Here is a 26,258-nt window from a genome sequence, read left to right on the forward strand (position 1 = left end):
CTTACTATTCTGGGGGTAGGACGGAAAGTTTTTTTACTATATTAAATATTCATTGGAAGTTCAGGGGAAATTGCTTGAAAAACGGCATTCATGAAAATATGTAATGAGGATAATCATTATAAGTAAATGGCATTTTATATAACGCTATGATAGCATTGACAAAGATAAACGAAAGAGGAAGTGAACGCTAGTGATCAACATCAGTATTCCAAAACCAACTGTTACCATTACGAAACAGAAGAACCCTGAATTAAGCAATATTTATGGGTTTACTGATTTTCATCTTATCCCTAGAGACAAGGGGGGGATCTTTATGTTCTATAACCAGCATAAGGAACTGCTCTTTGTTGGAAAGGCGAGGAAATTAAGGCAAAGGATAAAAAAGCATTTTGAGGATACTGTTTCTCCGATCAAGTTGCATAGGGAAGAGGTAACCAGAATCGAGGTTTGTGTCATCGATGATCCGGTCCATAGGGAAATTTACGAAACGTATATCATTAATGAACTCAAATCAAAATACAATATCGACAAGGTGTTTTTTAGGTAAGTGAATCACCAACAGGGAGAATTTAGCATCCCCAACTGGAAAACAACGGACTCGCCAATTGGCGGGTTTTTATTTTATAGAAAATGAAAAAGAAGCGACGTGTCTGATCGCTTCTTCCCGGGTTATTTCCATTCATAACTTCGGGCTTCTTACCATTCCCTTGGTTCATAGTCCAGGTCTCTGAATAATTGGGTTTTCTCTTTCTTTGATAAATCCCTCCATTGACCAGGGGGGAGATTGCCCAGATGGATATTCATGATCCTTATGCGCTGCAGCCTATATACCTCGTAGCCTAATGCTTCGCACATGCGTCGAATCTGGCGGTTCAACCCTTGAGTCAGGATGATTTGAAAATCAAATTTTGATAAAGGCGTTACTTTACATGGAAGTGTTTTGGTTCCCAGTATCTTCACACCCTCCGACATATTCTTCACAAATTCGGGATTAATCGGCTTGTCCACTGAAACAATATATTCTTTTTCATGCTTGTTTTCAGCTCGCAGTATTTCATTGACGATGTCGCCATCGTTTGTAAGAAGGATTAAGCCTTCAGAATCTTTATCCAGCCGGCCGATATTAAAAATCCTCAATGGATGGTTGACTAAATCGACGATATTTCCTTTGACATTCTTTTCTGTCGTACTTGTAATTCCTACAGGTTTATTCAAAGCGATATAAACATTATTCCTGGCCACCCGGACAGGCGCTCCATTTACGAGTACATCATCCCCGGGATTCACCTGGTCGCCTATTTGGGCCCGTTTCCCGTTAATGGTGACTCTTCCTTCACTAATTAATTTATCGGCACCCCTTCTTGATGCTTTTCCCGCTTCACTAATGTATTTATTGATTCGGATCGTAATCACAACCTTATGTTAAAAATGGATTAATAGCTTATTTACTATACCCCATTTTAAAAGGGTAATCAAAACGGGGCCCCCGGATTGCCATTAATTTTTTATGGATACCGGTATACAGGCTATGGTATAGTGGTCTAGCTGAATTTTTGAAGATTTGAGGAGATATTATGGAAAAAGAATGGATCCTTCGGTGGTCTTTTTTTGTTTTCGGGCTTATGGTACTGGCATTGGGAGTTGCCTTGACGGTTCAAGGAAAGCTGCTGGGAATAGGACCTTGGGATGTGTTCCATTATGGACTGTCAATGAAAATCGGACTGACGATTGGCTCCTGGTCCATCCTTACAGGATTCCTGCTGCTTGCGGCTTCTGCCCTTGCAGCGAAAAAAATCCCAAAGATAGGCGCCTTTTTAAATATGCTTCTGCTTGGTATTTTTATTGACTTGTTTATTTGGCTGCTGCCAAGCGTCGATAGTGTAATAGGAGCAGTGATTTCCTTTATTCTGGGCATTGTCCTTATCGGATATGGAATTGGGCTTTATGTTTCCGCTGACCTGGGTTCAGGGCCGCGTGACAGCATTATGATCATGATTGCTGCCAAAACGGGTTGGAGCATACAATGGGTCCGGAATGGGATGGAACTTTTGGTCCTCATATTGGGCTGGTTATTGGGGGGGCCTATTGGAATCGGAACAGTCATCATTGCCTTTTTCCTGGGACCGATTGTTGGTTTTTCCTTGCCGCAATGCAAAACACTGCTGGAGTATTTTCTTGGGAAGGAAGAGCATAAAAAGCTGGCTGCTTAAAACGATTAAAACAGCTATATAAAAACTGGGTTAAGTTCGAAAGTGGTACTCAAACAATCCAAGCAAAAAAGGCAGATCCAACTCTGCCTTTTTATTTATTCAGGGTTCATAACCGGTTCTCCGGCTTCAAGGAGCACTTTATTCCGGCCCATGAAGACCGCAAGAAATATAATCAAGGCTCCTGTCCCGAAAAGAAGCCATTCAATCTGGATGACATCGGCAATGGGACCGAAGATGAGCATGCCAATCGGCATCATCGAGGTCGAAATCATCCCAAGGACGCCGAACACTCTCCCCAGATAATTTTCTTCGATTTTCTCCTGTAACAGCACTGTGGCAGGTGTATTGAACAGCGGCAATGCCACCCCGAACAATGCCATGAACGCTAAATACAACCAAAACGCCGGGGCGATGCCAAGCGCCAATGTACACACGCCCATCACCATGCTTGAAAGGGTAAGGGTTTTGATTTTATTCGGAAATCCTCCCCAGGAAGCAATAATCGCCCCTCCCGCCATCATGCCGACTGAAAAGGCAATCTCGATGGCAGTCAGCCGCCATACATCTGCGCCAAAGCTGCGTGTAACCTGCAGTGGCGTTAAAAAGGAGGCAGGAGCCATCAACACGAAGAAAATGGCAAAGAACAGAAAGAATGTTTTCAAAAAAGCATGGCCGCCTACATACCGCAGTCCTTCCTTAAAGTCGCTGAAATAACTTGTTGTAATCTTTTCCGCTGCCTTCTGATGTACCTTGATCTTCAGGAAGCCCATCAGGGTAACAATTGCAAGCGCCGCTGTGATGACATCAATGAAAAAGATGACTTCAAGCGATGTCGTGGCCAGCAGGGCGGCACTGACCATTGGTGAGACAAACATGATGATGGCTTGGATGCTGCCGTTTATGCCGTTCACCTTTGTCAGCTTATCTTTTGGAACAATCTGAGGTAAAATCGCACCAACAGCAGGAGTCTGAATCCCTGTTCCAACCGCCCGGATTGCTGCCATCAAAAAGAGCAGCCAAATGGCATCATAGCCATTTAAAAACAGGATGGCAAGAATAAGAGTGGAAATTGCGATGAGACCATCTGCTGCAATGATGAGAATTTTCCGGTTATAGCGGTCGGCCCACACACCTGCCACCGGAGACAAAATAAAGGTAGGAATAAAACCGCAAATGATATAGAACGTCATCATCAATCCAGATTGTGTCGAGAGCGTAATATGCCACATGATGGCGTATTGGACAAGGGACGAACCGAAGAGGGAGATGGTCTGGCTGCTTAAAAAGAGGGTGATGTTTTTAACCCAATTATCCCTGGGAGTAACGGGGGCAATGTTCATTTACTAACAACTCATTTCCATGAAATTTTGGCGTGCCTTTACTACATTGGTAATATGGTCTGAATAATCGTAGCAAAAAAGTCCTATCCATACAACGGCATAATGATAAAATGGAAAAAGATAAAAGAATGACAGGAGCGCGCGTGTATGAAGAAAATTGGAATCACGGCTGGAGTCCTGGTTGTCCTGCTTGCGGCAGCCTATGTTTTGGTGGGGAACTACTTTTACAATTTCGCGTTAAGTGCCCAGCAGGAAAAGGAGTTCCTGGAAGGAAATCCGCATCTGGCCGAAAGTGAAGCGGTATCGGCATCGGTTGCCGAGGAAGCGGAGCAGGCGGACGATACTTTTAAAAAAGAGCATAAGCCGTCAAAGTGGAAGGTCGTCTCAGCGGACAAGCTCAAGCTTAACTTGAATGCGAATGTTTATGCAAATGATGTCCTGGAGCATAAGTGGGCGGTCGTCGTCCATGGGTATACCAGCAATGCCGAGAGCATGACAAGGTACATCCGGAATTTTCACGAAAAAGGCTATCATGTGGTTGCCCCCGACCTTCGCAGCCATGGAGACAGCGAAGGGGATTACATTGGCATGGGGTGGCATGACCGCAAGGACTTGCTGTTATGGATTGAACAAATCATTGAAAGGGACCCGGAAGCGGAAATCGTCCTGTTCGGGATTTCAATGGGAGGCGCGACGGTCATGATGGCATCCGGGGAAAAGGAGCTTCCTGCCAACGTCAAAGTAATTGTTGAAGATTGCGGTTATTCCTCTGTCAGCGAGGTGTTTGTCTATCAGCTTGATGATTTGTTCGGGCTGCCGGAGTTTCCCGTAATGAACGCAGCCAATACAGTAACCAGGTTTCGGGCGGGCTATGACCTTTATGAAGCAAATGCAGTGAAACAGGTTGCCAAAAGCGATACACCAATGCTATTCATCCATGGGGAAGCAGATACGTTTGTTCCGTTTGAAATGCTGGATGAAGTGTATAATGCTGCCAATGTGGAAAAAGAAAAACTCATAATTCCGGAAGCGAATCATGGAGACGCTGAAAAAGTCGACCCAGTCACCTACTGGAATACTCTTTGGGGCTTTGTTGACAAGTATATGGATTAAAATAATTATAAGCACACATCGCCGTCATGGATGTGTGCTTTTTACATTCTTTGACCGAACCAATAGCAGCTGGGTGATGACGGCGAGAATCGGCAATTCCAGCAGTGGGCCGATCACCAGGGTCAAGGCAATCAGCGGCTGATCCGGAAAAGCTGTCATCGCAATGGCCAGGGCTATTGGTGAATTCCTTGCCAGGGTGGTCAAGCTAAGGCTTGCCCGGTCCTCATAAGGGAATTTCATTAACTGGCCGACCTTTTGGCTAATGATAAAATTAATCGCAAAAAACACCAGTATCGGAATGGCGATTTGTCCCATCAGTTCCAGGTTTTCGAGCAGCAATTGTCCCTGGGAAGCAAACATCGCAGCAATCGCCAGGCTGAGGAAGAGGATGGGGAAAGCACTTAACCTGTATAGGATCTTCTCCTGAATCCTCTCCCTGTTTCTAAAGGATGCTTTTGTTAGAGAAGCCAAAAGAAAAGGCAGGACCAAAACTAGCAAAATACTTTCAATAAGGAATTCAAGTTCAATAATCCCGGAAGCACCGCCAAAAACAAGGAGGTAGGCAGGCAGCAGGATGACCTGCAGAACGAAGTTCAAGGGCAGGACTGCAGTTGATAAAGCCACGTTTCCCCTGGCAATTCCGGTAAAGACCAAATACCAGTCGGTGCAGGGGGTGACCATCAGCATAATGAAGCCGATGTAGAGAGCTTCGTTATCACCTAAAAACAAGGATGCCAGGAACCAGGCGAAAAGAGGTGTCCAGACAAAATTGATGATGACGGAAGTGTATGTAAACCTAAGATTCTTAAAAGCTCTTTTTATATTTTCAAGGGGAATTTGCAGGAATGTGATATACAGCATGGAGGTCAATAAAGGCACAATCAAAACGGCCGCATGGGTGCGAATGATCTCTGCCTGGCCGATGATTAATCCAAACATGACCGATAAGAAAATGATTAATGTATACAGCTTCTCGATTAAACTCAAAGTAAATCCACCTGACATGAAAAATTTGCATCCCTGCCATTCTACCATAATGGGGAAAGCTTTTGGGAAGCAGGGGTGGCAATCGCGCCTGCCTGACAGAACGTTAACAGCGGGATGCAGGATTGATTCGGACAGACAGAGGAGGAAACCGGTGTTTCGAGTCCGAATGGAGGTCTGATTCGGACAGGGCGAGGAGGAAACCGGTGTCTCGAGTCCGAATGGAGGTCGGATTCGGACAGGTCGAGAAGGAAACCGGTGTCTCGAGTCCGAATGGAGGTCTGATTCGGACAGGCCGGGGAGAAAAGCGACGGTTCGAGTCCGAATGGAGGTCTGATTCGGACAGGCAGAGGAAAACCGGTGTTTCGAGTCCGAATGGAGGTCTGATTCGGACAGGCCGGGGAGAAAACCGGTGTCCCGAGTCCGAAAGCAAATCCCATTCGGACAGGCAGAAGCGAAAACTGGTGCCTCAAGTCCGAATGTATGCTCCATTCGTACAAATTGAAGCGGAAACCGTTTGCTCATGTCCAAGAGGGATTCCAATTAGGACAGCTAGATAAACTAGCAAACACGCATAAAAAAACTCAGGAAATCACTGTCATGATTTCCTGAGTTTATTTTTTGATGCAGGAGAACCTTCCCCGTGCTTCAGTAGACGACTACGGGGTCGTGTACGTTGAGGTTGTCGTAGACGGTTTTCATGACGTTGGCCTGGACGTTGACGCAGCCGCCGGAGCCTGCTGTGAGGTAGGCATTGCTGTTCCAGTTGGTCCGCCAGCTTGCATCATGGAATCCTTGGCCGCTGTTGGTGAACGGCGCCCAATAATCGACCTGGATTGAATAAGTGCCGCTGCCGACCGAGGTGCCATTAAGGGTGTATGGAGAGCGTTTAAAAAGGATATACCATACTCCCGGGGAAGTGTCTTCCCCTGTACTATGTTTGCCGGTCACGACATTGGTTGTAAACACCTGCTTTCCATCCCGGTAAATCCAAATCCGCTGTTCTTTGATGGATACCTCGGCATAGGTGTCTCCGATGCCGTTATTGGCAGTTGTCTCATAGCCGTATCCCTCATTGTTCCAGCCGTTTCCGCGAATATGGGAAACGGAAACCGAAGTTTCCCCATTTTCAAATGCTTTTTGGATGGCTGCGGTTTCCTTATCGACATCTAGTGCCCAGCCGTAGCCTTGGCCTTTAACAGAAACGACGGAACCTGAATGGGTCTTGAATTGAAAATCTTTCCCCAGTGTGGATTGGGTGTTATTGATTTCGGCGATTTTCTTTTTAAGGTCGCCTGGGTCAACCGAGACTTTCATTTCTTTTGAAACCGTGGCATTTTTAATATAATCGCTGCCTTTAATAGAATGAATCTTATCCTGAACCTTATATTCCACGGTATGGTCGAGAAGCGCCTGAAGGGTTTTCTCTTCCTTCTTCACCGTCTCGCTGTCTTCCTTAATGGCGCTAAGATAGAGCGGGCTCAGATGGATTTCACTAGTGTAACCATGTTGGTCGTATTCTTTAAGTAAATTTTCAACGTCATATTGTTTTCCATCCACGCTTTTGGATATCACAATCTTGCCATTCTCAAGGGAAGCGTGGGAATCGATGGCTGAGGTCAGCCCGGCATTCAGTGAGAGAAGTTTTTGTTCCAGATCGTTTTTAAGCATCATGCCCCGATATTCATCCTGCTTGCTTGGCATCAATGAATAATTGCTTTCCCTGAAAGAAGGAAAGAAGGTCCATTGGCTTTTCAGCAGCTTTTTGATCTGGGGCAGATCCTCTTGGGTAACATGCATTTCTGTGTCTTTTCCATTAAGGATTAATTGGCCTTCTATATAAATATCATTATTTAACGCAGTAGTTTTCAGCTTGTTGAGGGCATTTTCGGCTGTAAGGCCGCTGACATTGATTCCATTGATTGTTCTATTAAAATTAAAATGGGTTGCCTGGTAATAGCTCATGGCCCCCACGATGACAGCCAGCAAGGCAAGAACCCCTGGAACAATTATTTTCCAGTTTTTATACCATTTGTTTTGTTTTTGACGTGATAGATGAATGATCTCATCTGTTTGTACGACTTGTGCCATACCCATTCCTCCCCCATACCTTGGAGTTCTTTCAAAAAGTTTACATTTACATTACCTATATATTACACTTTAACTACAATTCTACAAGATAGGTTTAAATGAAATTTGTCGTTTCTTGGAAGTTTCCTAAGTTTTTTTATTTTCCTCCTTTGGATATAATTGGAACAGTGATTTTCCACTATTTTTTAAAACGTAAGGGAGCATGCATAAGTTTCAGTCACGATTAAAAAAATTCCTTTTTACATTATCATTACGTTTTGAAAGCCTGGCCCTGCGGTCAGGCTTTCTTTTATGGTTTCCACAGCTTTTAAAGTGGTAGATATCTAATATCAACCTATCAGGAGGCATACAAATGAGAGTACTTGTGATCGGAACGGAGGATATGACAGGTGAGCATGTTATCAAACTGTTGGCGGATAAGGAGCATGAGCCGGTTGCAGTTGTAGGTTCGCAAAACAAAGTATCGTTGATGACGAAAATTGGTGCCTCGAAAGTGGTTGTCATGGAAACGCAGGATTTTCTGGAGGCATTTTCCGGTTGTGAGGCGGTCATTTATCTGGGAGCTGCAAGCCCAAGGACCGGAGAGGGAAAACCCATCCTCATCGACCATCAGACCATGATAGCTTCGGTGGAAGCGGCCAGTGAACATGGTGTGCAGAGGTTTGTTCTGCTCAGTCCGTTGCGTGCTGATGAAAATGAAAGCGGCGGTCCTGGCACCATTGGAGGCAAAAACCAGGCGGAGGAGCTTTTAAGGCAGGAAGAGATCAACTATACAATCGTAAGGCCGAGCGAGCCTGTGGAAAAGCCGGGAAGCGGAAAGGTAAATGCAGCGCCTTCACTGAAAGGTGAGCATGGCGAAATTCCAAAGGAGGATTTGGCATCGGTCCTGGTCGAAGCTCTCGACAGCAGGGAGTCGTTCAATAAAACCTTCGATGTGACATCAGGCGAAACGCCGATTCGCGAGGCGCTTCAGCAATTGTAAGTTTCATCCTAATACAGCAAAGGGGGACCCACTACATGTCCAAAATGAAAAAATATCTTCCTGCGGTATTGAAGGGGAGCGCTTTCCTCGGAACGGCTGCAGCCGCGGCCTATCTTTACCGCAAAGATGATACGCAAAAACAGCATTCTATCCTGAGGAATTTTCCCTTGCTGGGCCGGATCCGGTACATGACAGAGCAGATTGGACCCGAGCTCAGGCAGTATTTATTCCAAAGCAATACTGAAGGCACACCGTTTTCAAGAAAGGAATTCCAGGATGTGGTCAAAGCGGGGAAATACAAGGAGCGCCTGATTGGCTTTGGTTCGGAACGGAATTTTAATGAAGGCGGTTACTACATCCGCAACAGCATGTTCCCGAAACTCAGGGAAGAACTGCGAATCGACAACAGCCAAAAAATCAATACAAAAGTGTATGAAATTGATGAAGAAGGGCTTATGAGCCGGAAGGAGCACAGGGAAGACCGGCAGATTGACCCGTACCTTCTCCGTGAAGAGGATGCTGTTATCATTGGGGAACATACCTGCCAGGAGCCGTTCACGTTAAATGGGCTTGTCGGGCAGTCGGCGATGAGCTACGGCGGACTCGGGGAAAATGCGATTACGGCTCTTTCAAAAGGACTTGGCCTTGCTGGAGGAACCTGGATGAACACCGGGGAAGGGGGACTGTCTCCTTATCATCTTGCCGGGAATCCCAATATCATGATGCAAATCGGTCCAGGGTTGTTCGGCGTCCGGACTCCCGGAGGAGAATTTTCCTGGGAGGAATTCAAAAAGAAAAGTGAGATTGAACAGGTAAAGGCCTTTGAAATTAAGCTGGCACAAGGTGCGAAAATCCGCGGCGGGCATATCGAAGGGCAGAAAGTGACCGAGGAAATTGCCCGCATCCGCCTTGTGGAGCCATGGAAAACAATCAACAGTCCTAACCGGTTCTACGAATTCAGCGACTACTACGGTCTGTTTGATTTCGTGGAAAGAATGAGGGATATCGGCGGCAAGCCAGTGGGCATCAAGATTGTCGTCGGGGACATGGACTCGCTTGAGGAAATGGCAAAAATCATGAAAGAAACAGGCAAGGGACCCGATTTCATTTCCGTCGATGGCGGTGAAGGAGGAACCGGGGCCACTTACCAGGAGCTTGCGGATGCTGTCGGGCTGCCAATCATGTCGGCCTTGCCGCTAGTCGATGAGATGCTGAAAAAATACGGAGTGCGTGACAGGGTCAAAATCATTGCATCCGGCAAGCTGGTCACTCCGGATAAAATTGCCGTTGCCCTCGCACTCGGCGCCGACCTCGTCCAAATCGCCCGGGGCTTCATGATCAGCGTCGGCTGCATTATGGCAGGAATTTGCCATACCAACCATTGTCCCGCCGGGGTTGCTACGACGGACCCTAAGCTTCAGGATGGCCTTGTGGTTGAGGAAAAACAATACCGCGTCGCCAATTATGTTGTCTCAATAAGGGAAGGACTGTTCAACCTGGCAGGTGCTGCCGGCCTTGATACTCCGACCAAATTCGAACGGAAGCATATCGTGCATAAGGACGAGTGGGGAAGGATTTCCTCCGTGGATGATGTTACCCTGAATCCGGAAAAGGTGACAGAGATTAGGGAAAAGGAAAAAGTGGCTCGATGATACGAAGGAAGCCAGACGCTTAGTCTGGCTTCCTTCATGTTATTAAAGCATATCTCAATCATTTATAAGGGACAGAGTTATTCGGATTTGTAGAATGATAAGTATTTCCTCCTATGTCTTATATCACTATGTCATTTTTTGATATAAGATAGAAATGAGATTGGATAAAAAAGTAGATTTTTCAGAAAACATGTTGATGTTTTTTCCGAAAGAGGATATTATTAAATTAATTCAGAAAACTACAGGAAAATTTTCTGTTATATTTCTGAAAAAGAAAGGGAATGGCCATATGAAAGTGACATTAAAGGACATAGCAGACAAGGTGAACGTTTCTGTATCAACAGTTTCAAGAGTGTTGAATAATGGAGTAACATCAATTCCTCAAGAGACTAGAGAAGAAATTTTCCGGATATCGAGAGAGATAGGCTACCAGAAAATACATGATAGAAAAAAGGACAGAAAAAATGAGAAAAAAATTGGCTGCATTTTATACAACATGAAAGGAAAGTATCAGGATCCGTTTTTTAGTGAAGTTATCTATGGAATAGAGCGGGAATTGCTTGACCAAGGTTTAACATTGAACTTTACATACGATCAAAAAGACATCTTGAACCTTGATTTTATTGACAACTTTGATCTTGAAAATCTCGGAATTATTGTAGTTGGTCCAATACAGACCGAATTGCTTGAGAATTTATCTAGTAAAATTCCATTTGTTCTTTCGGTGGGCGGCACCCCGCAAATAAATTTGGATTATGTAACAGTGGACTTTTTTAAGGCGGCCGAAAGAGCAGTTCAACATTTAATGAACTTGGGGCATCGAAAAATTGCCTGTATAAGTGCAAGCACGCCATACCTTGGATTGTCAGAAAAAGAAGATGATCGCTTTCGAGGGTTTCAGAGCATCTTGGTTTCTAAGAAAATATCAATAAATCCAGATTGGGTGCAGGATGGACGCTTCACAATAGAAGGGGGATATACTGCAATGAAAAAGATTCTTGGAGGAAAGGAACGCCCGACCGCCATCTTCTCTGCAAGTGACCAGATGGCGCATGGAGCGTACAGAGCAATTCAAGAGGAAGGCATGAATATCCCGCAGGACATCTCAATTGTTTCCTTTGATGATATCGAAATGTCCAAGTTTGTCAGCCCTCCACTTTCTACAGTAAGAGTTTATAAAGAAGAAATGGGAAGAATTTCTGTGAAGATGCTGCTACAAAGAATGGAAGGGAGTATTCCCTTGCCACTGACTTCTTATTTACCGACTGAATTGGTTGTCCGTAAAAGTTGCGGGCAATTGATATAAGAGCTTCTTATATTTGAAAGGGGGTGATTATTCTATTACCTTGCGGTATCTTTGAAAAAATTTACAATTAGGGGGATTGGGCAAAATGAAAGCGCTTTTACAAAGGTTTATGAACATTCAAAGTTTATCTATTCTTCTTTTAATCTTCATCCTTAGCGGCTGCGCAGGCTCTTCTGAAGAATCTTCAGCCAGCGGGGAACCAGGAAAGGAAAGTGGAAAGACAACGATAGAATTTGTGTACTGGGCTGCTGCGGGTGGAGAAGAAAAGGGATTCAATGATTTGGTTGCCAAGTTTGAAGAGGAGAATCCAGATATAAAGGTAAAGAAAAGCCAGGTTCCACCGCCGAATCAAGGGGATTATTACACGAAGCTTCAAACTCGGATGGGAGGAAATGATGCTCCTGATGTGTTCCGTGTACAATACCAAAAAATAGGGGAGTTTGCGAGTAAGGGTGCATTATTGGATATCACCGAGACAATGGGAAAAGATAAATCCAATTTTAACCCAAGTTTGTTAACTGCGGTAACTTTCAAAGACAAGATTTTCGGTCTTCCTCACCATACTGATACTCTTGCAGTTTTTTACAATAAAACATACCTGGATGAGCTGGGAATCAAAGCTCCGGAAGCCCTGGAGGATGCTTGGACATGGGAAGAGTTAGCAGATGTGGCAAAGCAAATTAAAGAAAAAGGCTTGGCACCTAATGGACTTGCCAGCAACACTACCGCTTCTTCAGCTTATCGAACTCTTCCATTCTTCTTCCAGAACGGTGCATCATTGCTTACAGAAGATTTAAAGAAAGCAAACGTAACCACTCCAGAAGCAATTGAAACATTAACCTTCCTCCAAGATACTTACAAAAATTATATGTCTAAGGGTAATAGCATGAAAGGTTCAGATGACGCTACCATGCTATTCACATCGGGAAATGCAGGTCTCCTGATTAACGGAAACTGGATGATCCCAAAATTTGAATCCGATATGAAGGATTATGAATGGGGAGTAACCTATATGCCTGCTAAAAAGACCGCTGCGTCTGACCTTGGCGGCAACGGTCTTGCCATTCCGGCAAACAGCAAACAAGCAGAAGCTGCAAAGAAATTCGTTGCGTTTATGGGCGAAAAAGAAAATATGAAGACATTTGTAGAGCAAGGGTTATTCTTGCCAAGTCGTACAGACATTACAGGTCCGTTTGAATATGAAATTGAAGATCCAGGTATGATGGAACTATTTATTGAGCAGTCCCAAACAGTGCCTGAAGAACTGGCCCAAACTGTAACAACTCCTGAATTCAGTAAAATTAATCAGGCTCTTGGTGATTCAATTGAGGAATTGTACACGCAAGGCAAAACACCAGAACAGGTTGCGAAGGAATTGGAAGCGAAAATTAACAGCATTCTAGAACCATAAAAAAATGTAGAAGGAGGGAGGCCAATTGGTTTCTAGTATTGCCAGATGGTATGAAAAGAGATCGATAAAGATCATTCCATATCTATTTATTGCGCCTAATATTCTCTTATTTTTCACCTTCATGATCATCCCAATTTTGTTTACTTTCTATATTAGTTTCTATGAATGGGGTTTATTTGGAAAGCCTAACCTAACCTGGTTTGATAATTATGCAAGGATGTTCCAAGATAAAGTCTTTTGGACCTCCCTCTGGAATACTGTTTATTATACTGCAGGAACTGTTCCTTTTAGTGCAGCATTTGGATTAATTGGGGCACTCCTTCTCAACCAAAAGGTCCCGCTTAGAGCTATGTTTAGGACTATTTTCTTTGCTCCTGTGGTCGTTTCACTGGTAGCCGCCGGGCTAATTTGGTCCTGGATGTTCAACCCAAACTACGGATTGTTTAATGAGGTCCTAAGCTGGTTCGGTTTGCAGGGGGTAGATTGGCTTTCATCCTCAACTTGGGCTATGCCAGCCATTATACTTACAACACTTTGGGTAAGAATTGGATACTGTCTTGTCATTTACCTCGCTGGTTTACAAGCAGTTCCCGATTCACTTTATGAAGCAGCGGATATGGATGGAGCAAACGGATGGCAGAAGTTTTGGCGGATTACTTTGCCGATGCTGAAACCAACAACAACTTTTATCTTGGTTATGGAAGTCATTCATGGCTTTATGGTATTTGATTTAGTTTTTACAATGACGAATGGCGGTCCTGGCTATTCCACAACGGTGATTGTTCAGTATATCTATCAAAAGGCCTTTACTGAAGGTGAAATGGGCTATGCCTCAGCAATTGGTACATTTTTCTTCTTTATCGTTATGCTTCTGACAATGATGCAAATGAGACTGGGGAGGGAGAAGGATTGAGCATGAATAAACCTATCCTTGCCAAACATCATAAAGTTTCCCGAGTAATTGGTGTCCCTGTGTCTCGAACAAAAAAACTTAATATTAAAACTCTAAGTATCTTCCTTGTTTTATGCGTAACCTCTTTTCTTTTTTTGATTCCGTTTATATGGATGCTATCGACAGCTCTAAAATCTCCTTCTGAGGTAGCGGCCAAAGATATACAAATCCTTCCAAAAACGCTGCATTGGAGTAACTTTTCGGATGCTTTGAATGCAGCGCCATTCGCAGGGTATGTTGGCAATAGTCTGATTGTCAGCATCCTTGCTGTTGCCTTGACGGTATTTATTAACTGTTTGGCAKGGTATGCGTTTGCCAAGTATAAATTTAGKGGCAGGAACTTCCTGTTCATGATGGTGTTAAGTACACTGATTATTCCTGTCCAAATTACCATGGTGCCGAATTTTTATATTCTAAAATATCTGGATTGGATTAATACTTATGCTGGCTTAATTGTTCCAAGGGCTGCAGAGGCTTTTGGGCTGTTCCTGGCGAGACAGTATATTATGAACATTCCTGATTCGCTTATCGAATCAGCGAGGATGGATGGAGCAGGGGAGTTCACGATTTTCAGAAAGATCATTCTCCCCAATGTAAAGCCTCTGATAGCAGTACTGGTGATTTTTACGTTCATGTGGCGCTGGAATGAACTCGCCTGGCCGTTGATCGCGGTCTCCGAGCAAAGTATGTACACCGTTCAATTAGGTTTGGCCATGGTCAAAGGAGAACATTTCATCGAGTGGCCACAGTTAATGTCGTTGACACTGCTATCTATGATTCCAATGCTCGTTGTTTTTCTAATCTTCCAGCGCTATTTTATTCAAGGAATGGTTAGTTCAGGTATGAAAGAATAAGTTATATGAAATGAGTTTTGCATTTATTAGAGTGAAAGAATTATAGGGGGATTTATTATGGTGAAAATTACAATTATTGGCGCTGGGAGCGTCGTCTTTGCAAAGAGGCTCATTACGGATATCTTAAGTTATCCAGAATTGGCTGAATCGAACTTTTCATTGACAGACATTAATGAGGAACGGCTCAAAACAGCGGAGAAAATGGCAAATAAACTGGTAGAACAAAACGGCGGAAAAGCAAGCGTGCAAGCAACCCTAAATCGTAAAGAGGCTTTGACCGGCGCAGATTATGTTTTAAATTTGATTCAAGTAGGAATGCATGAATCCACCCTTATCGATTTTGAAATCCCGAAAAAATATGGATTGAAGCAAACAATTGCTGACACGCTAGGAGTTGGCGGAGTTTTCCGTGCCTTGCGTACTATACCGGTCATGCTGGAAATTTGCAGAGACATGGAGGAGGTTTGTCCCGAAGCCTTGCTATTGAATTATACGAATCCTATGGCAATGCTGATGCTTGCGATCCAAAAGGCGACCCCAATTAAATCCATCGGTCTTTGTCATAGTGTACAAAATACGGCTGATGATCTGGCTTCCTATTTAAACATTCCAGTTGAAGAACTGGACTACAAGGTTGCCGGAATCAATCATATGGCGTGGTTCCTCGAATTAAAAAGAAATGGAACAAATCTTTATCCTGAACTTTTTGAAGCCATGGAAAAGCCAGAGATTTTTAAGAAGGATAAAGTACGATTTGAAATGATGCGAAGGTTGAATTACTTTGTAACCGAATCAAGTGAGCATATGTCAGAATATACCCCATATTTCATTAAACGGGAAGATTTAATACAGCGGTTTGACATTCCTATTGATGAATATGTCCGCCGGAGTGAAGTGAACCTTGAGAGATTTGAAGAAACCAAGCAAAAAATTAACAAAGGTGAATCATTCCCTGTGGAGAAAAGCCATGAATACGGTGCGCCGATTATACATGCTATTGAAACTGGATCCAACCTTGTAGTATGGGGCAATGTGCTAAATACAGATTTAATAACAAACTTGCCAAATAACTCATGTGTCGAGGTTCCATGCCTTGTGAATAAAGCTGGCATTCAGCCTTGCCATGTAGGAGATATTCCGCCTCATCTTGCTGCTATGAACATGACGAATATCAATGTTCAGCAGTTAACTGTCGAAGCAGTTTTAACGGGAAATATAGATTATGTTTACCAAGCGGTGATGCTGGATCCTCATACATCTTCCGTTTTGTCACTGGATGAAATCTGGGCAATGACCAGTGAACTGCTGGAAGGACACAAGGAGCATCTTCCAACCTTCACCTCTGGGAGAAACTTGAACCAGAAGGTCATAGTCGGTCAGAACTAAAGGCAATTATAAGGAATAATAGAAAGCACCAGCCGCGTCTGATTTGTCAGGAACAAGCTGGTGCTTTTTTGTAAACTTACTTGAATTTGCATCACACACTGGAATGTTTTCCATTAGAATAGGTTTTTCAATAATGACTTCCTTTAAGCTATTAAATAGTGCGAAAACAAGGTAGTGAGGAACGCTTTTCAGCAAAGGAGCGTTTTCTGTGCATATGCACTCTTAGGAGAGAAGCAGCAGAACCGTCCCCGTGCTGCATTTAAAAACTTTGTATAATCGCTGTACAAAGTGAGCGGCAACGTTTATACTACATTTGTAGACAACAAATGCTAGGGAGGCTATTATGAAAAACTCGAAACCTAATGAGCCTATAGTGACACATATTTTCACGGCTGATCCTTCTGCCCATGTGTTTGAAGGGAAGCTTTATATTTATCCTTCCCACGACCTTGAGCATGATGAACCTTCCAATGATAATGGGGATCAGTACAAGATGGAGGATTACCATGTTTTGTCGATGGAAGATGCAGATGGTCCTTGTGTGGATCATGGTGAAGTGCTTCATCTCAAGGATATTCCATGGGCGAGCAAGCAGCTTTGGGCACCAGATGCGGCCTACAAGAACAACATCTATTATTTGTTTTTCCCGGCAAGGGACAAGGACGGGATCTTCCGAATTGGCGTAGCAACCAGTCCTAGTCCTGCAGGACCTTTCAAGCCGGAGGATAATTATATCCCTGGCAGCTTCAGCATCGATCCGGCCGTTCTAGTCGACGAAGACAACAAGGCGTATGTCTATTTTGGTGGCCTATGGGGCGGACAACTGGAAAAATGGCAGTCAGGTACTTTCCAGCAAGATGCAGAAGGCCCGGCAGCTTCGGAACCGGCATTAGGCCCGATTGTAGCGGAACTGACGGATGATATGCTGAATTTTAAAAGTGAACCGAAGGAAATCTCCATAGTGGATGAAGAGGGCAACCCAATCCTTGCCGGTGACGAAGACCGGAGATACTTTGAAGGCCCATGGGTCCACAAATATAATGGACTTTATTATCTTTCCTATTCCACCGGCACCACCCATAAAATTGTTTACGCCGTGAGCGAAAACCCAATGGGTCCTTTTACCTTCAAAGGGACGATTCTTACCCCGGTCATTGGCTGGACGACCCACCATTCAATTGTCCAGTACAAAGATAAATGGTATCTGTTCTACCATGACAGCTCCTTATCCGGCGGTGTGAACCATAAGCGGTCCGTAAAATTCACGGAACTGAAATATAACGAAGATGGAACGATCCAAACCATTGATCCTTATGAAAATAAATGACGTGAAAAACTCTAGTAAAATATTTTTAAAAACCTTAGTTTATCCGATAGACAAACTAACCTTATAGTGCTATAATTCAATCATACAAAGGACATTCGAAACCTTTTGTAAGCATTTACATGATGAAGTAATTAAAAACGAAAATACTAGGAGGAATAATCCCATGGCTTATTTCGAAACAGTGAATAAAATTCAATTTGAAGGTGCTAAGTCCACCAACCCGTTTGCATTTAAATACTATAATCCAGAAGAAAAAATTAATGGCAAGACTATGGAAGAACTTCTTCGCTTCTCTGTTGCCTACTGGCACACATTCACAGCGGACGGTGGAGACCCATTTGGTGCAGGCACAGCGATCCGCCCTTGGGACCATCTCACAGGCCTGGACTTGGCGAAAGCACGCGTGGAAGCTGCATTTGAGCTTTTCGAAAAATTGAATGTTCCTTTCTTTGCTTTCCATGATGTGGACATCGCTCCAGAAGGAAGCACGTTGAAGGAATCCAATGAAAATCAAGACATCATCGTCGCGATGATTAAAGATTACATGAAAACAAGCAAAGTAAAATTGCTTTGGAACACAGCTAACATGTTCACAAACCCGCGCTACACTCATGGTGCTGCGACTTCTCCAAATGCTGATGTATTCGCTTACTCTGCAGCGAAAGTGAAAAAGGGCCTCGAAGTAGCGAAAGAACTTGGCGCAGAAAACTATGTGTTCTGGGGCGGCCGTGAAGGATATGAAACGCTTCTGAATACAGACATGAAGCTTGAGCAGGACAACCTGGCACGTTTCTTCCATATGGCAGTTGACTATGCAAAAGAAATCGGCTTGAATGTTCCATTCCTGATCGAGCCAAAACCGAAAGAGCCTACTAAGCACCAATATGATTTCGATGTGGCTACTGGTCTTGCATTCTTGCAAAAATATGACCTGACAGACTACTTCAAGTTCAATATTGAAGCAAACCATGCGACACTTGCTGGCCATACGTTCGAACATGAATTGAGAACAGCTCGTATCAACGGCATGCTTGGTTCTGTTGATGCCAACCAAGGCGATACCCTTCTTGGCTGGGATACAGATGAATTCCCGACAGACCTTTATACAAACACATTAGCAATGTATGAAATTCTGAAAAACGGCGGCTTAGGCCAAGGCGGCTTGAACTTCGACGCAAAAGTAAGAAGAGGTTCATTTGATGCAGAAGATCTTTTCCATGCACATATCGCCGGAATGGACGCATTTGCAATCGGTGCAAAAGTTGCGAACAAGCTAATTGAAGATAAAGTGCTTGACAGCTTTATCGAAGAGCGTTACAGCAGCTTTACAAAAGGAATTGGTCTTGACATCGTGGAAGGAAAAACAAACTTCCGTGAACTGGAAGCTTATGCTCTTCAATTGACAGAAATCAAGAACACTTCCGGCAGAACAGAGCGCCTGAAAGCTGTCATCAACCAGTATCTACTGGAAACTCTATAAGATTAGCTTTCCAATTATAATCATGAAAAATGTGCTGGACGTTTATACTCCAGCACATTTTTATAGAAAAGGATGATTGTGATGAAATACGTAATCGGTGTGGACCTCGGGACAAGTGCTGTCAAAATCCTGCTTGTAGACCAAAACGGGCAAGTGTGCAGCGAGGTTTCAAAATCATATCCTCTTATTATTGAAAGATCCGGTTATAGTGAACAAAACCCGGAGGAATGGGTGGAGAAGACAAGGGAAGGCCTGGCTGAACTTATCCAGCAATTCGGCGGAGATGTAGCAGATATCGAAGGCATCTCTTTTTCCGGGCAAATGCATGGACTTGTTTTACTTGATGAAAATCACCAGGTGCTTAGGAATGCCATCCTATGGAATGATACAAGAACAACAAAGCAGTGCGGGGATATTTATGAGACCGTTGGCAAACAGCAGCTTCTCGACATTACCAAGAACCCGGCGCTGGAGGGCTTTACCTTGCCGAAAATCCTTTGGGTAAAGGAAAATGAACCTGAGATTTTCGCACGTGCAAGCGTTTTTATGCTTCCAAAGGATTATTTGCGCTATCGGATGACTGGGCAGGTGCATATGGATTACTCCGATGCTGCCGGCACGCTGTTGCTCAATGTAGCCAAACGGGAGTGGAGCCAGGAAATTCTTGACCTTTTCGGGCTGACCAAGGAGTTCTGCCCGGCTTTAGTGGAGTCCCATGAGTTCGTAGGAAATGTAACTGCTGAATTTGCCCAGGCAACTGGACTATCGGAAGCTACGGAAGTATTTGCGGGTGGGGCCGACAATGCCTGCGGCGCAATTGGTTCCGGGATTCTATCCGAAGGAAAAACATTATGCAGCATCGGGACATCCGGTGTGGTGCTTTCCTATGAGGATAGAAGCGACCTTGATTTTGAGGGAAAGGTCCATTATTTCAACCATGGGGAAGAAAACGCCTTTTACACCATGGGTGTGACCCTGGCAGCAGGCTACAGCCTAAGCTGGTTTAAAGACACCTTTGCCAAAAAGGAAAACTTCGAACAGTTCCTCGAAGGCGTCGCTGAAGTTCCTGCAGGAAGCAATGGTTTGCTGTTTACTCCTTATCTTGTTGGCGAGAGAACGCCTCATGCCGATTCCAACATCCGCAGCAGCTTCATTGGTGTGGATGCGGCTCATGAGCGAAAGCATTTTGCCCGTGCCGTGCTTGAAGGCATTACGTTTTCCCTGCATGAATCGATTGAGATTTTCAGGAGCAGCGGGAAAACAATCGATTCCATCATCTCGATTGGCGGCGGTGCCAAAAATGAAACATGGCTGCAGATGCAGGCAGATATTTTCAATGCAAAGGTTGAAAAACTTTCTAGTGAACAAGGTCCTGGAATGGGAGCAGCAATGCTCGCAGCATACGGCAGCGGCTGGTTTACATCCCTTAAAGAATGTGCCGACGCTTTCCTGCAAACAGCGAAAACGTATGAGCCGATTCCTGATAACGTGGAAACGTACCAGAAGGTCTTTGGAATCTACCAGCAGGTTTATACGCAAACCAAGTCGCTTAATGATCAGTTGAGGGAATTTAGAAAATAACTATTAAACCCCACAATCCGTGGGGCTTTCTTTTCATTTACCCATATAAGGAGGGAAAGACATGAGTCACATTGCCAACCCTATTTTACGAGGATTCAATCCTGATCCTTCTATTATAAGAGTGGAAGATGATTATTATATCGCCACTTCGACCTTTGAATGGTTTCCGGGTGTCCAGATCCATCATTCAAAGGACTTAAAGAATTGGCGTTTGCTTACCCACCCTCTTACCCGCAAGAGCCAGCTGGATATGCTCGGGAATCCTGATTCCGGCGGCGTCTGGGCTCCGTGCTTAAGCTATCATGAGGGAACGTACTATCTAGTATTTACAGATGTAAAAAGTCATATCGGACCCTTCAAGGACACCCATAACTACTTGATAACCGCCCAGGACATCATGGGGCCGTGGTCGGAACCGGTTTATCTGAACAGCAGCGGATTTGATCCGTCGCTTTTCCATGATGATGACGGAAAAAAGTGGGTGGTCAATATGGTTTGGGACCATCGCAAGAACAAAAACTCATTTGGCGGAATTTTGCTGCAGGAATATTGTCCACAAGAACAAAAGCTAACCGGTCCGATTTATAATATATTTAAAGGGACTAAGTTGGGTCTTACCGAAGCTCCTCATCTCTATAAACATAAGGGCTATTATTATTTAATGACTGCTGAAGGCGGGACAAGGTATAMCCATGCCGTAACGGTAGCCCGAGCCACTTCGCTCTTTGGCCCGTACGAGGTCGACCCGATTGGACCTATCCTGACATCGGCCGGGAATCCCGAGCTGCCGCTGCAAAAAGCGGGTCACGCGAGCATTGTCCACACACAGGCAGACGAGCTATACCTTGTCCATTTAACCGGCCGGCCGTTAAAATCCTCGCTAAATTGTAATCTAGGCAGGGAAACGGCGATACAAAAGGGCATCTGGACAGAAGATGGCTGGCTGAGGCTGGCAGGCGGGGGGACGGAAGCGAAGGTAATGGTTGAGGCACCGGATTTGCCGGAGGCTCCTTTCAAAAAAGAACAGAGAATGGACCATTTTGATGAAAAACAACTGAGCATTCATTTTAATTCACTACGCGAGCCGTTTTCAGAAGACTGGTTATCACTCACGGAACGGCCGGGCTATTTAAGGCTGTTTGGCCGCGAATCCTTTAGTTCGGCCCACAGGCAAAGTCTGATTGCCCGCAGGCAGCAAGCCTTCTCGTGCACCGCTGAGACGGTTGTCGAGTTCGAACCGGAAACCTTCCAGCAAATGGCCGGGCTGGTATACTATTATAACTCCAGGAATTATTATTACCTTTGGATCAGCTATGATGAGGAACTGGGGAAATGCCTCGGAATCATGTCCAGCGACAAGGGGAAATACGATGAACCATTGGACCGTCCAATTTCGGTTGAGGGGTGGAGCAGAGTCCATCTAAAAGCGGTCCTGGATGATGCGAAGCTGCAATTTTTTTATTCAGAGGATGGAACCGCGTGGCTGGAGATTGGCCCCGTGCTTGATGCAAGTAAAATTTCGGACGATCATGTTGAACAAAAGGTTGGCGGTGTTTTGCTTGACCAGGGCTTTACCGGTGCATTTCTTGGAATTTGTGTCCAGGATTTAAGCGGCACCAGGAACCATGCCGATTTTGATTATTTTAGCTATCAAGAACGGACAGAGGGCGAACAATAAGGTATTATTTTTTAAAGGAGGAAATTGACATGAACTACCGTGAATTAGGAAATACCGGGATCAACATCAGTGAAGTCAGTTTTGGGACTTGGGCAATCGGCGGCTCGTGGGGAAAGACGAGCGATACAGAAGCCATCAGATCCCTGGAATATGCCATGGATAAGGGAGTTAACTTTTTTGATACCGCCGACGTTTATGGAGACGGCCATGCCGAAGAACTTCTCGCCAAAGCTACGAAAGGGAAGGAAGACCAAATTTACATAGCCACAAAGTTCTGCCGCCAGGGTGATATTTTCGACCCGGAAAATTACAGCTATGAACAGGTACGTGCCTACTGCGAAGATAGTCTTCGCCGTCTGGGGCGCGAGAGAATCGACTTGTACCAGATTCATTGCCCTGCAACTGCGATCCTTCGTGACGGTGCCGTTTTCGAAGTGCTTGACACCCTGCAACGCGAAGGAAAGATCCGGCACTATGGTGTCAGTGTCGAAACGGTGGAAGAAGGGCTGATTTGTTTGCAAAAACCAAATGTAAAGAGCCTTCAAATCATTTTTAACATGTTCCGCCAGAAGCCGCTTGAAACCTTAATTCCTGAGGCCTATAAAAAAGGAGTTGGATTGCTGGTTCGTTTGCCGCTTGCGAGTGGACTGCTTACTGGTAAATTTACGAGTGACCATGTGTTTGAGGAAGATGACCACCGCCGGTTCAATGAAAACGGCGAGGCGTTCAATGTAGGCGAGACTTTTGCGGGCCTTGGATTTAAAAAAGGTGTCGAACTGGCAGATGAGCTCAAGTGGATTGGCGAAGGCCGCGGGTCGATGGCAAGCGCGGCGTTGCGCTGGATTCTCGACCAGAAGGAAATCACGTGCATTATTCCAGGATTTAAAAACATGAAGCAGGTCCAGGACAATCTTTCCGCGCTGGAAACCAAGCCTTTCTCCGGGGAAGAACAGCAAAAAATTCAGCGTTTTTATGAGGAGAAGGTAAAAGACTTTATCAGAGGACCTTATTAATAAATAAGGGCAAAGGCTGACCGTTCGGAGGGATTGGATGAGTAAAACGGCAAATCGGGCTTATGGCGCCACGGAATGGATTGCGAAATTTGCCTATCTAAACTTGCTGTGGATTGGTTTTTCGCTGCTGGGTCTGGTCGTATTGGGAATATTCCCGGCCACTATTTCGATGTTTGCGATTATCCGCAAGTGGCTGATGGGAGAAACAGACATTCCCATCTTCCGTACGTTTTGGACGACCTACAAAGCGGAATGGGTGCACGGCAATGGGTTAGGGCTGTTCATGGCTGCTGTAGGAGGACTGATTGTCCTGAACCTGGTTTTTATAAGAAACTCGGGCAGCACGGGCATTAGCGTGATTCAGATTCCGTTATACTTGTTTATGCTGGCAGCTCTGATGACCATGTTCTATCTGTTCCCTGTGTATGTTCATTATGAGCTGAGGCTTGTGCAAATGATCAAAAATGCATTTTTGATGATGTTGATCAGCCCGCTTGAAAACCTTGTTATGATTGCGGGGGTCGCTGCCGTGATCTTCGTGGTGAGATTTCTGCCGGGTTTCGGATTTTTCTTTGGCGGCAGCCTTTCCGCCGCCATCATTATGGCGGCAGGTTATGTGGTGTTTAATAAAATGGCCAAAAAGCAGCAGCAGACGTAAAGGACCAGATATTGGTCCTTTTTTTATTGGCGCAAAAAAAGGAAAGGGTGGGCACTGAGTTTGCGTCAACAGCTCTTCTTAGCGCAAAAAAGGAGGACAGGGCAGCAAAATTGCGCCAATAACGCTCATTAACGCAGAAAAGGGAATGGCAGGCCGGCAAAATTGCGTCAACAGCGCTCCTTAACGCAAAAAAGGGAAGGCAGTCTACCAATTTTACGCCAACGGCCCTCATTGACCCAAAAAAGTGAAAGGCAGGCCATCAAATTTGCGTCAACAACGCCCATTAACGTAAAAAATGAGAACTAAGCGGTCACATTTGCGCCAATACCTAAAAAAGACCGATGCCGAGTTCACTTCCTAAAAGTGAAACCAGCATCGGTCTTATGTCATGCTGCTAATCAGCCTTTAACCGATCCTGCGGCCATTCCTTCCACGATCTTGTCGCTGAGGAACAGGAAGACAAGCAGGACTGGAATGATACTGATAACGAGAGTCGCGCCAATCGCGCCCCAATCGGTCAAATACTGGCCAACGAAATTGTTGATTCCGACTGTCAATGTTTTGAACTTATCGGAACTGATGAAGGTGTTTACAAAAACGAATTCGTTCCAGTTGTAAATCATGTTGATGATTGCGGTTGTCGATAAAACCGGCAGCGTCATCGGAAGGGTAATCTGGAAGAAGATGCGGTGAATCGAGCATCCATCCATGACGGCCGCTTCCTCGATTTCCCGAGGAAAGGTTTTATAAAAGCCCAGTAAGATCATAATCGTCAGCGGCAGGTTAAACGCCGTATAAGACAAAACAATCGATGCAGGGTGGTCAATCAAGCCGGCATTATTATACATGTTGAACAGCGGGATGATAGTGGAATGCAGCGGAATCATATAAGCTACCAGGAATAACCCTAGAACAAGACCGCTTAATTTCCAATGCATCCGTGTAACAGCAAACGTCACGAAACTGGCGAGAAGAATCGTCAGGACGACGGACAGTACCGTAATCCAGACGCTGTTGAAAAAGTACAGGCCGATATTCCCAGCTGTCCATGCCTTTGTATAGTTAATCCATTGAGGATCCTGGGGCAGGGAGAAGGGAGACTGGCCGAACACTTCCTGATTGGTTTTTAAAGAAAAGAACACCAGCCAGATTAACGGGTAAATCTGAATAACCGCAAACGCCCCTAATATAAGATAAAGAAATCCATAGCCGATTTTGTTCAAAAAAGATTTCTTTGTATCGCTTGATGTGGAAAGGGTCGTTGTTGTCTTTTGTGTACTAACCTCACTCATCTGTTTCAATCCCCCTTAATATTGAACATCATCATCTTTAGATTTCGTTAGTTTCGAAGTTAACCAAGTCATCAGAAGACAGATAACAAGGAGTCCAAAGCCGATTGCACTTCCGTAGCCGAAGTTGTTCAATTTGAATGCTTCTTTGTACATGTAGGAAGCAATTACTTCACTGGCTCCGTTCGGTCCGCCGCCAGTCATAACATAAATCAAGTCGAAATATTTCAATGAGCCGACCACTGCAAGCATAATCGTTACTTTAAATACACCGGAAATAAGCGGAAGCTTAATTTTATAGGCGATTTGCCAAGCGTTGGCGCCATCGATTTTCGCTGCTTCAATCACTTCATCAGATACATTTTTTAATGCTGCATAGTAGATAAGGATGTAAAACCCGGCATACTGCCAGATGATTGGAATAAAAATGGCATAAAGGGCAACATTTGGATCTGCCAGCCAAATAGGTGTATTTTCAATCCCAAAAAACCCAAGAAATTTGTTGAGCATTCCATTGGATGGGTCAAAAATCTTCATCCAAAGCTGGGCGATGGCGACAGATGATAGTAGCATAGGAATCAAATAGATTTTACGCAATAGATCCGAACCCTTAATTTTGCTTGCCAGTACAAGCGAAATCCCGAGGTAAAGCAATAAGCTGGCCGTTGAGAAGATGGCTAATTGAAGCGAATGCCATGTGCTTGTCCAGAACATATTGTCCTTGATGAGGGTGGCGTAGTTTTCGAGGCCGATGAATTTCATCTCGCCCATGCCGCTCCAATCCATAAACCCGTAATAGCCTGAAAGCGTAACTGGTATATAGATGAGAACGAGGATGAGAAGCAGAGCCGGGAGTGTGTAAAGGGTGATCACGAATTTATTCGACATTACATTTTTCATGTTGGATAGTCCCCTTCCTTATAAGAAAGAGGACATATTTTCAGCAATATG

General features: G+C 44.6%; 23 protein-coding genes. 17 read left to right on the top strand and 6 right to left on the bottom strand.

Translation table 11 applies throughout. The features are described from left to right. Positions 1-190: 190 nt before the first annotated feature. Positions 191-547: a nucleotide excision repair endonuclease gene (locus ADU22_RS14370; protein ID WP_053362776.1), complete on the top strand. Its 357-nt coding sequence runs from the start codon at positions 191-193 to the stop codon at positions 545-547. Between the two features lie 149 nt (positions 548-696). Here the strand turns inward: ADU22_RS14370 and rluF are convergent, their stop codons facing one another. Then, positions 697-1,404 carry a 23S rRNA pseudouridine(2604) synthase RluF gene (rluF, locus tag ADU22_RS14375; protein ID WP_053364586.1) on the bottom strand — a complete coding sequence of 236 codons (708 nt, stop codon included), beginning with the start codon at positions 1,402-1,404 and terminating at the stop codon, positions 697-699. A 170-nt stretch (positions 1,405-1,574) separates the two neighbouring features. Between rluF and ADU22_RS14380 the strand changes: the two genes are divergently transcribed. Then, positions 1,575-2,210 carry a YczE/YyaS/YitT family protein gene (locus ADU22_RS14380; RefSeq protein WP_053362777.1) on the top strand — a complete coding sequence of 212 codons (636 nt, stop codon included), beginning with the start codon at positions 1,575-1,577 and terminating at the stop codon, positions 2,208-2,210. A gap of 95 nt (positions 2,211-2,305) precedes the next feature. Here the strand turns inward: ADU22_RS14380 and ADU22_RS14385 are convergent, their stop codons facing one another. Beyond that, positions 2,306-3,550, bottom strand: a complete 1,245-nt coding sequence (locus tag ADU22_RS14385) for an MFS transporter (protein WP_053362778.1) — start codon at positions 3,548-3,550, stop codon at positions 2,306-2,308. 147 nt (positions 3,551-3,697) lie between these two features. Here ADU22_RS14385 and ADU22_RS14390 point away from each other — a divergent pair, with 147 nt between their 5' ends. Continuing rightward, positions 3,698-4,663 carry an alpha/beta hydrolase gene (locus ADU22_RS14390; RefSeq protein ID WP_053362779.1) on the top strand — a complete coding sequence of 322 codons (966 nt, stop codon included), beginning with the start codon at positions 3,698-3,700 and terminating at the stop codon, positions 4,661-4,663. 24 nt (positions 4,664-4,687) lie between these two features. On the opposite strand, the gene ADU22_RS14395 is transcribed toward ADU22_RS14390, so the two are convergent. Beyond that, on the bottom strand, positions 4,688-5,650 hold the full coding sequence (locus ADU22_RS14395) for an arsenic resistance protein (RefSeq protein WP_053362780.1): 963 nt from the start codon (positions 5,648-5,650) through the stop codon (positions 4,688-4,690). A 203-nt stretch (positions 5,651-5,853) separates the two neighbouring features. Between ADU22_RS14395 and ADU22_RS14400 the strand changes: the two genes are divergently transcribed. Then, complete coding sequence (locus ADU22_RS14400) at positions 5,854-6,207, top strand: hypothetical protein (RefSeq protein WP_156324356.1); 354 nt, start codon at positions 5,854-5,856, stop codon at positions 6,205-6,207. A gap of 88 nt (positions 6,208-6,295) precedes the next feature. On the opposite strand, the gene ADU22_RS14405 is transcribed toward ADU22_RS14400, so the two are convergent. Further along, positions 6,296-7,744 (bottom strand): L,D-transpeptidase family protein, encoded by a 1,449-nt coding sequence (locus ADU22_RS14405; RefSeq protein ID WP_053362782.1) that lies wholly within the window; start codon positions 7,742-7,744, stop codon positions 6,296-6,298. A 346-nt stretch (positions 7,745-8,090) separates the two neighbouring features. Here ADU22_RS14405 and ADU22_RS14410 point away from each other — a divergent pair, with 346 nt between their 5' ends. The 13 genes from ADU22_RS14410 (at position 8,091) to ADU22_RS14475 (ending at position 24,018) form a co-directional block, all read left to right on the top strand. Then, positions 8,091-8,720 carry an NAD(P)H-binding protein gene (locus ADU22_RS14410; protein WP_053362783.1) on the top strand — a complete coding sequence of 210 codons (630 nt, stop codon included), beginning with the start codon at positions 8,091-8,093 and terminating at the stop codon, positions 8,718-8,720. 35 nt (positions 8,721-8,755) lie between these two features. Continuing rightward, a complete protein-coding gene (locus ADU22_RS14415) occupies positions 8,756-10,372 on the top strand; it encodes an FMN-binding glutamate synthase family protein (RefSeq protein WP_082252868.1) in 1,617 nt (538 codons plus the stop codon). Positions 10,373-10,532: 160 nt separating this feature from the next. Continuing rightward, complete coding sequence (locus tag ADU22_RS14420; protein WP_053362784.1) at positions 10,533-11,678, top strand: LacI family DNA-binding transcriptional regulator; 1,146 nt, start codon at positions 10,533-10,535, stop codon at positions 11,676-11,678. 85 nt (positions 11,679-11,763) lie between these two features. Continuing rightward, positions 11,764-13,089, top strand: coding sequence for an ABC transporter substrate-binding protein (locus ADU22_RS14425; protein WP_053362785.1), 1,326 nt, complete (start codon positions 11,764-11,766; stop codon positions 13,087-13,089). Between the two features lie 25 nt (positions 13,090-13,114). Further along, entirely contained in the window at positions 13,115-14,002 is an 888-nt protein-coding gene (locus tag ADU22_RS14430; RefSeq protein WP_053362786.1) for a carbohydrate ABC transporter permease, read from the top strand. Positions 14,003-14,004: 2 nt separating this feature from the next. Beyond that, positions 14,005-14,895 carry a carbohydrate ABC transporter permease gene (locus ADU22_RS14435; protein WP_082253017.1) on the top strand — a complete coding sequence of 297 codons (891 nt, stop codon included), beginning with the start codon at positions 14,005-14,007 and terminating at the stop codon, positions 14,893-14,895. Between the two features lie 57 nt (positions 14,896-14,952). After that, on the top strand, positions 14,953-16,281 hold the full coding sequence (locus ADU22_RS14440) for an alpha-glucosidase/alpha-galactosidase (protein ID WP_053362787.1): 1,329 nt from the start codon (positions 14,953-14,955) through the stop codon (positions 16,279-16,281). A gap of 343 nt (positions 16,282-16,624) precedes the next feature. Further along, positions 16,625-17,608, top strand: coding sequence for a glycoside hydrolase family 43 protein (locus tag ADU22_RS14450; protein WP_069187993.1), 984 nt, complete (start codon positions 16,625-16,627; stop codon positions 17,606-17,608). 163 nt (positions 17,609-17,771) lie between these two features. Then, entirely contained in the window at positions 17,772-19,088 is a 1,317-nt protein-coding gene (gene xylA / locus ADU22_RS14455; protein WP_053362790.1) for a xylose isomerase, read from the top strand. An 81-nt stretch (positions 19,089-19,169) separates the two neighbouring features. Next, positions 19,170-20,669 (top strand): xylulokinase, encoded by a 1,500-nt coding sequence (gene xylB / locus ADU22_RS14460; protein ID WP_053362791.1) that lies wholly within the window; start codon positions 19,170-19,172, stop codon positions 20,667-20,669. Positions 20,670-20,730: 61 nt separating this feature from the next. Further along, a complete protein-coding gene (locus ADU22_RS14465; RefSeq protein WP_053362792.1) occupies positions 20,731-22,347 on the top strand; it encodes a glycoside hydrolase family 43 protein in 1,617 nt (538 codons plus the stop codon). A gap of 29 nt (positions 22,348-22,376) precedes the next feature. After that, the gene (locus ADU22_RS14470; protein ID WP_053362793.1) at positions 22,377-23,360 is read left to right on the top strand and encodes an aldo/keto reductase; all 984 of its coding nucleotides are present in this window, start codon (positions 22,377-22,379) and stop codon (positions 23,358-23,360) included. A 37-nt stretch (positions 23,361-23,397) separates the two neighbouring features. Further along, a complete protein-coding gene (locus ADU22_RS14475; RefSeq protein WP_053362794.1) occupies positions 23,398-24,018 on the top strand; it encodes a YesL family protein in 621 nt (206 codons plus the stop codon). Positions 24,019-24,416: 398 nt separating this feature from the next. On the opposite strand, the gene ADU22_RS14480 is transcribed toward ADU22_RS14475, so the two are convergent. Together ADU22_RS14480 and ADU22_RS14485 are read right to left on the bottom strand one after the other, a co-directional pair. Further along, on the bottom strand, positions 24,417-25,310 hold the full coding sequence (locus ADU22_RS14480) for a carbohydrate ABC transporter permease (RefSeq protein WP_053362795.1): 894 nt from the start codon (positions 25,308-25,310) through the stop codon (positions 24,417-24,419). Between the two features lie 15 nt (positions 25,311-25,325). After that, positions 25,326-26,207, bottom strand: a complete 882-nt coding sequence (locus ADU22_RS14485; protein WP_046521706.1) for a carbohydrate ABC transporter permease — start codon at positions 26,205-26,207, stop codon at positions 25,326-25,328. Between the last annotated feature and the right edge of the window lie 51 nt (positions 26,208-26,258).

This window comes from Bacillus sp. FJAT-27251 (genome assembly GCF_001273925.1).
Taxonomy (GTDB): domain Bacteria; phylum Bacillota; class Bacilli; order Bacillales; family Cytobacillaceae; genus Mesobacillus_B.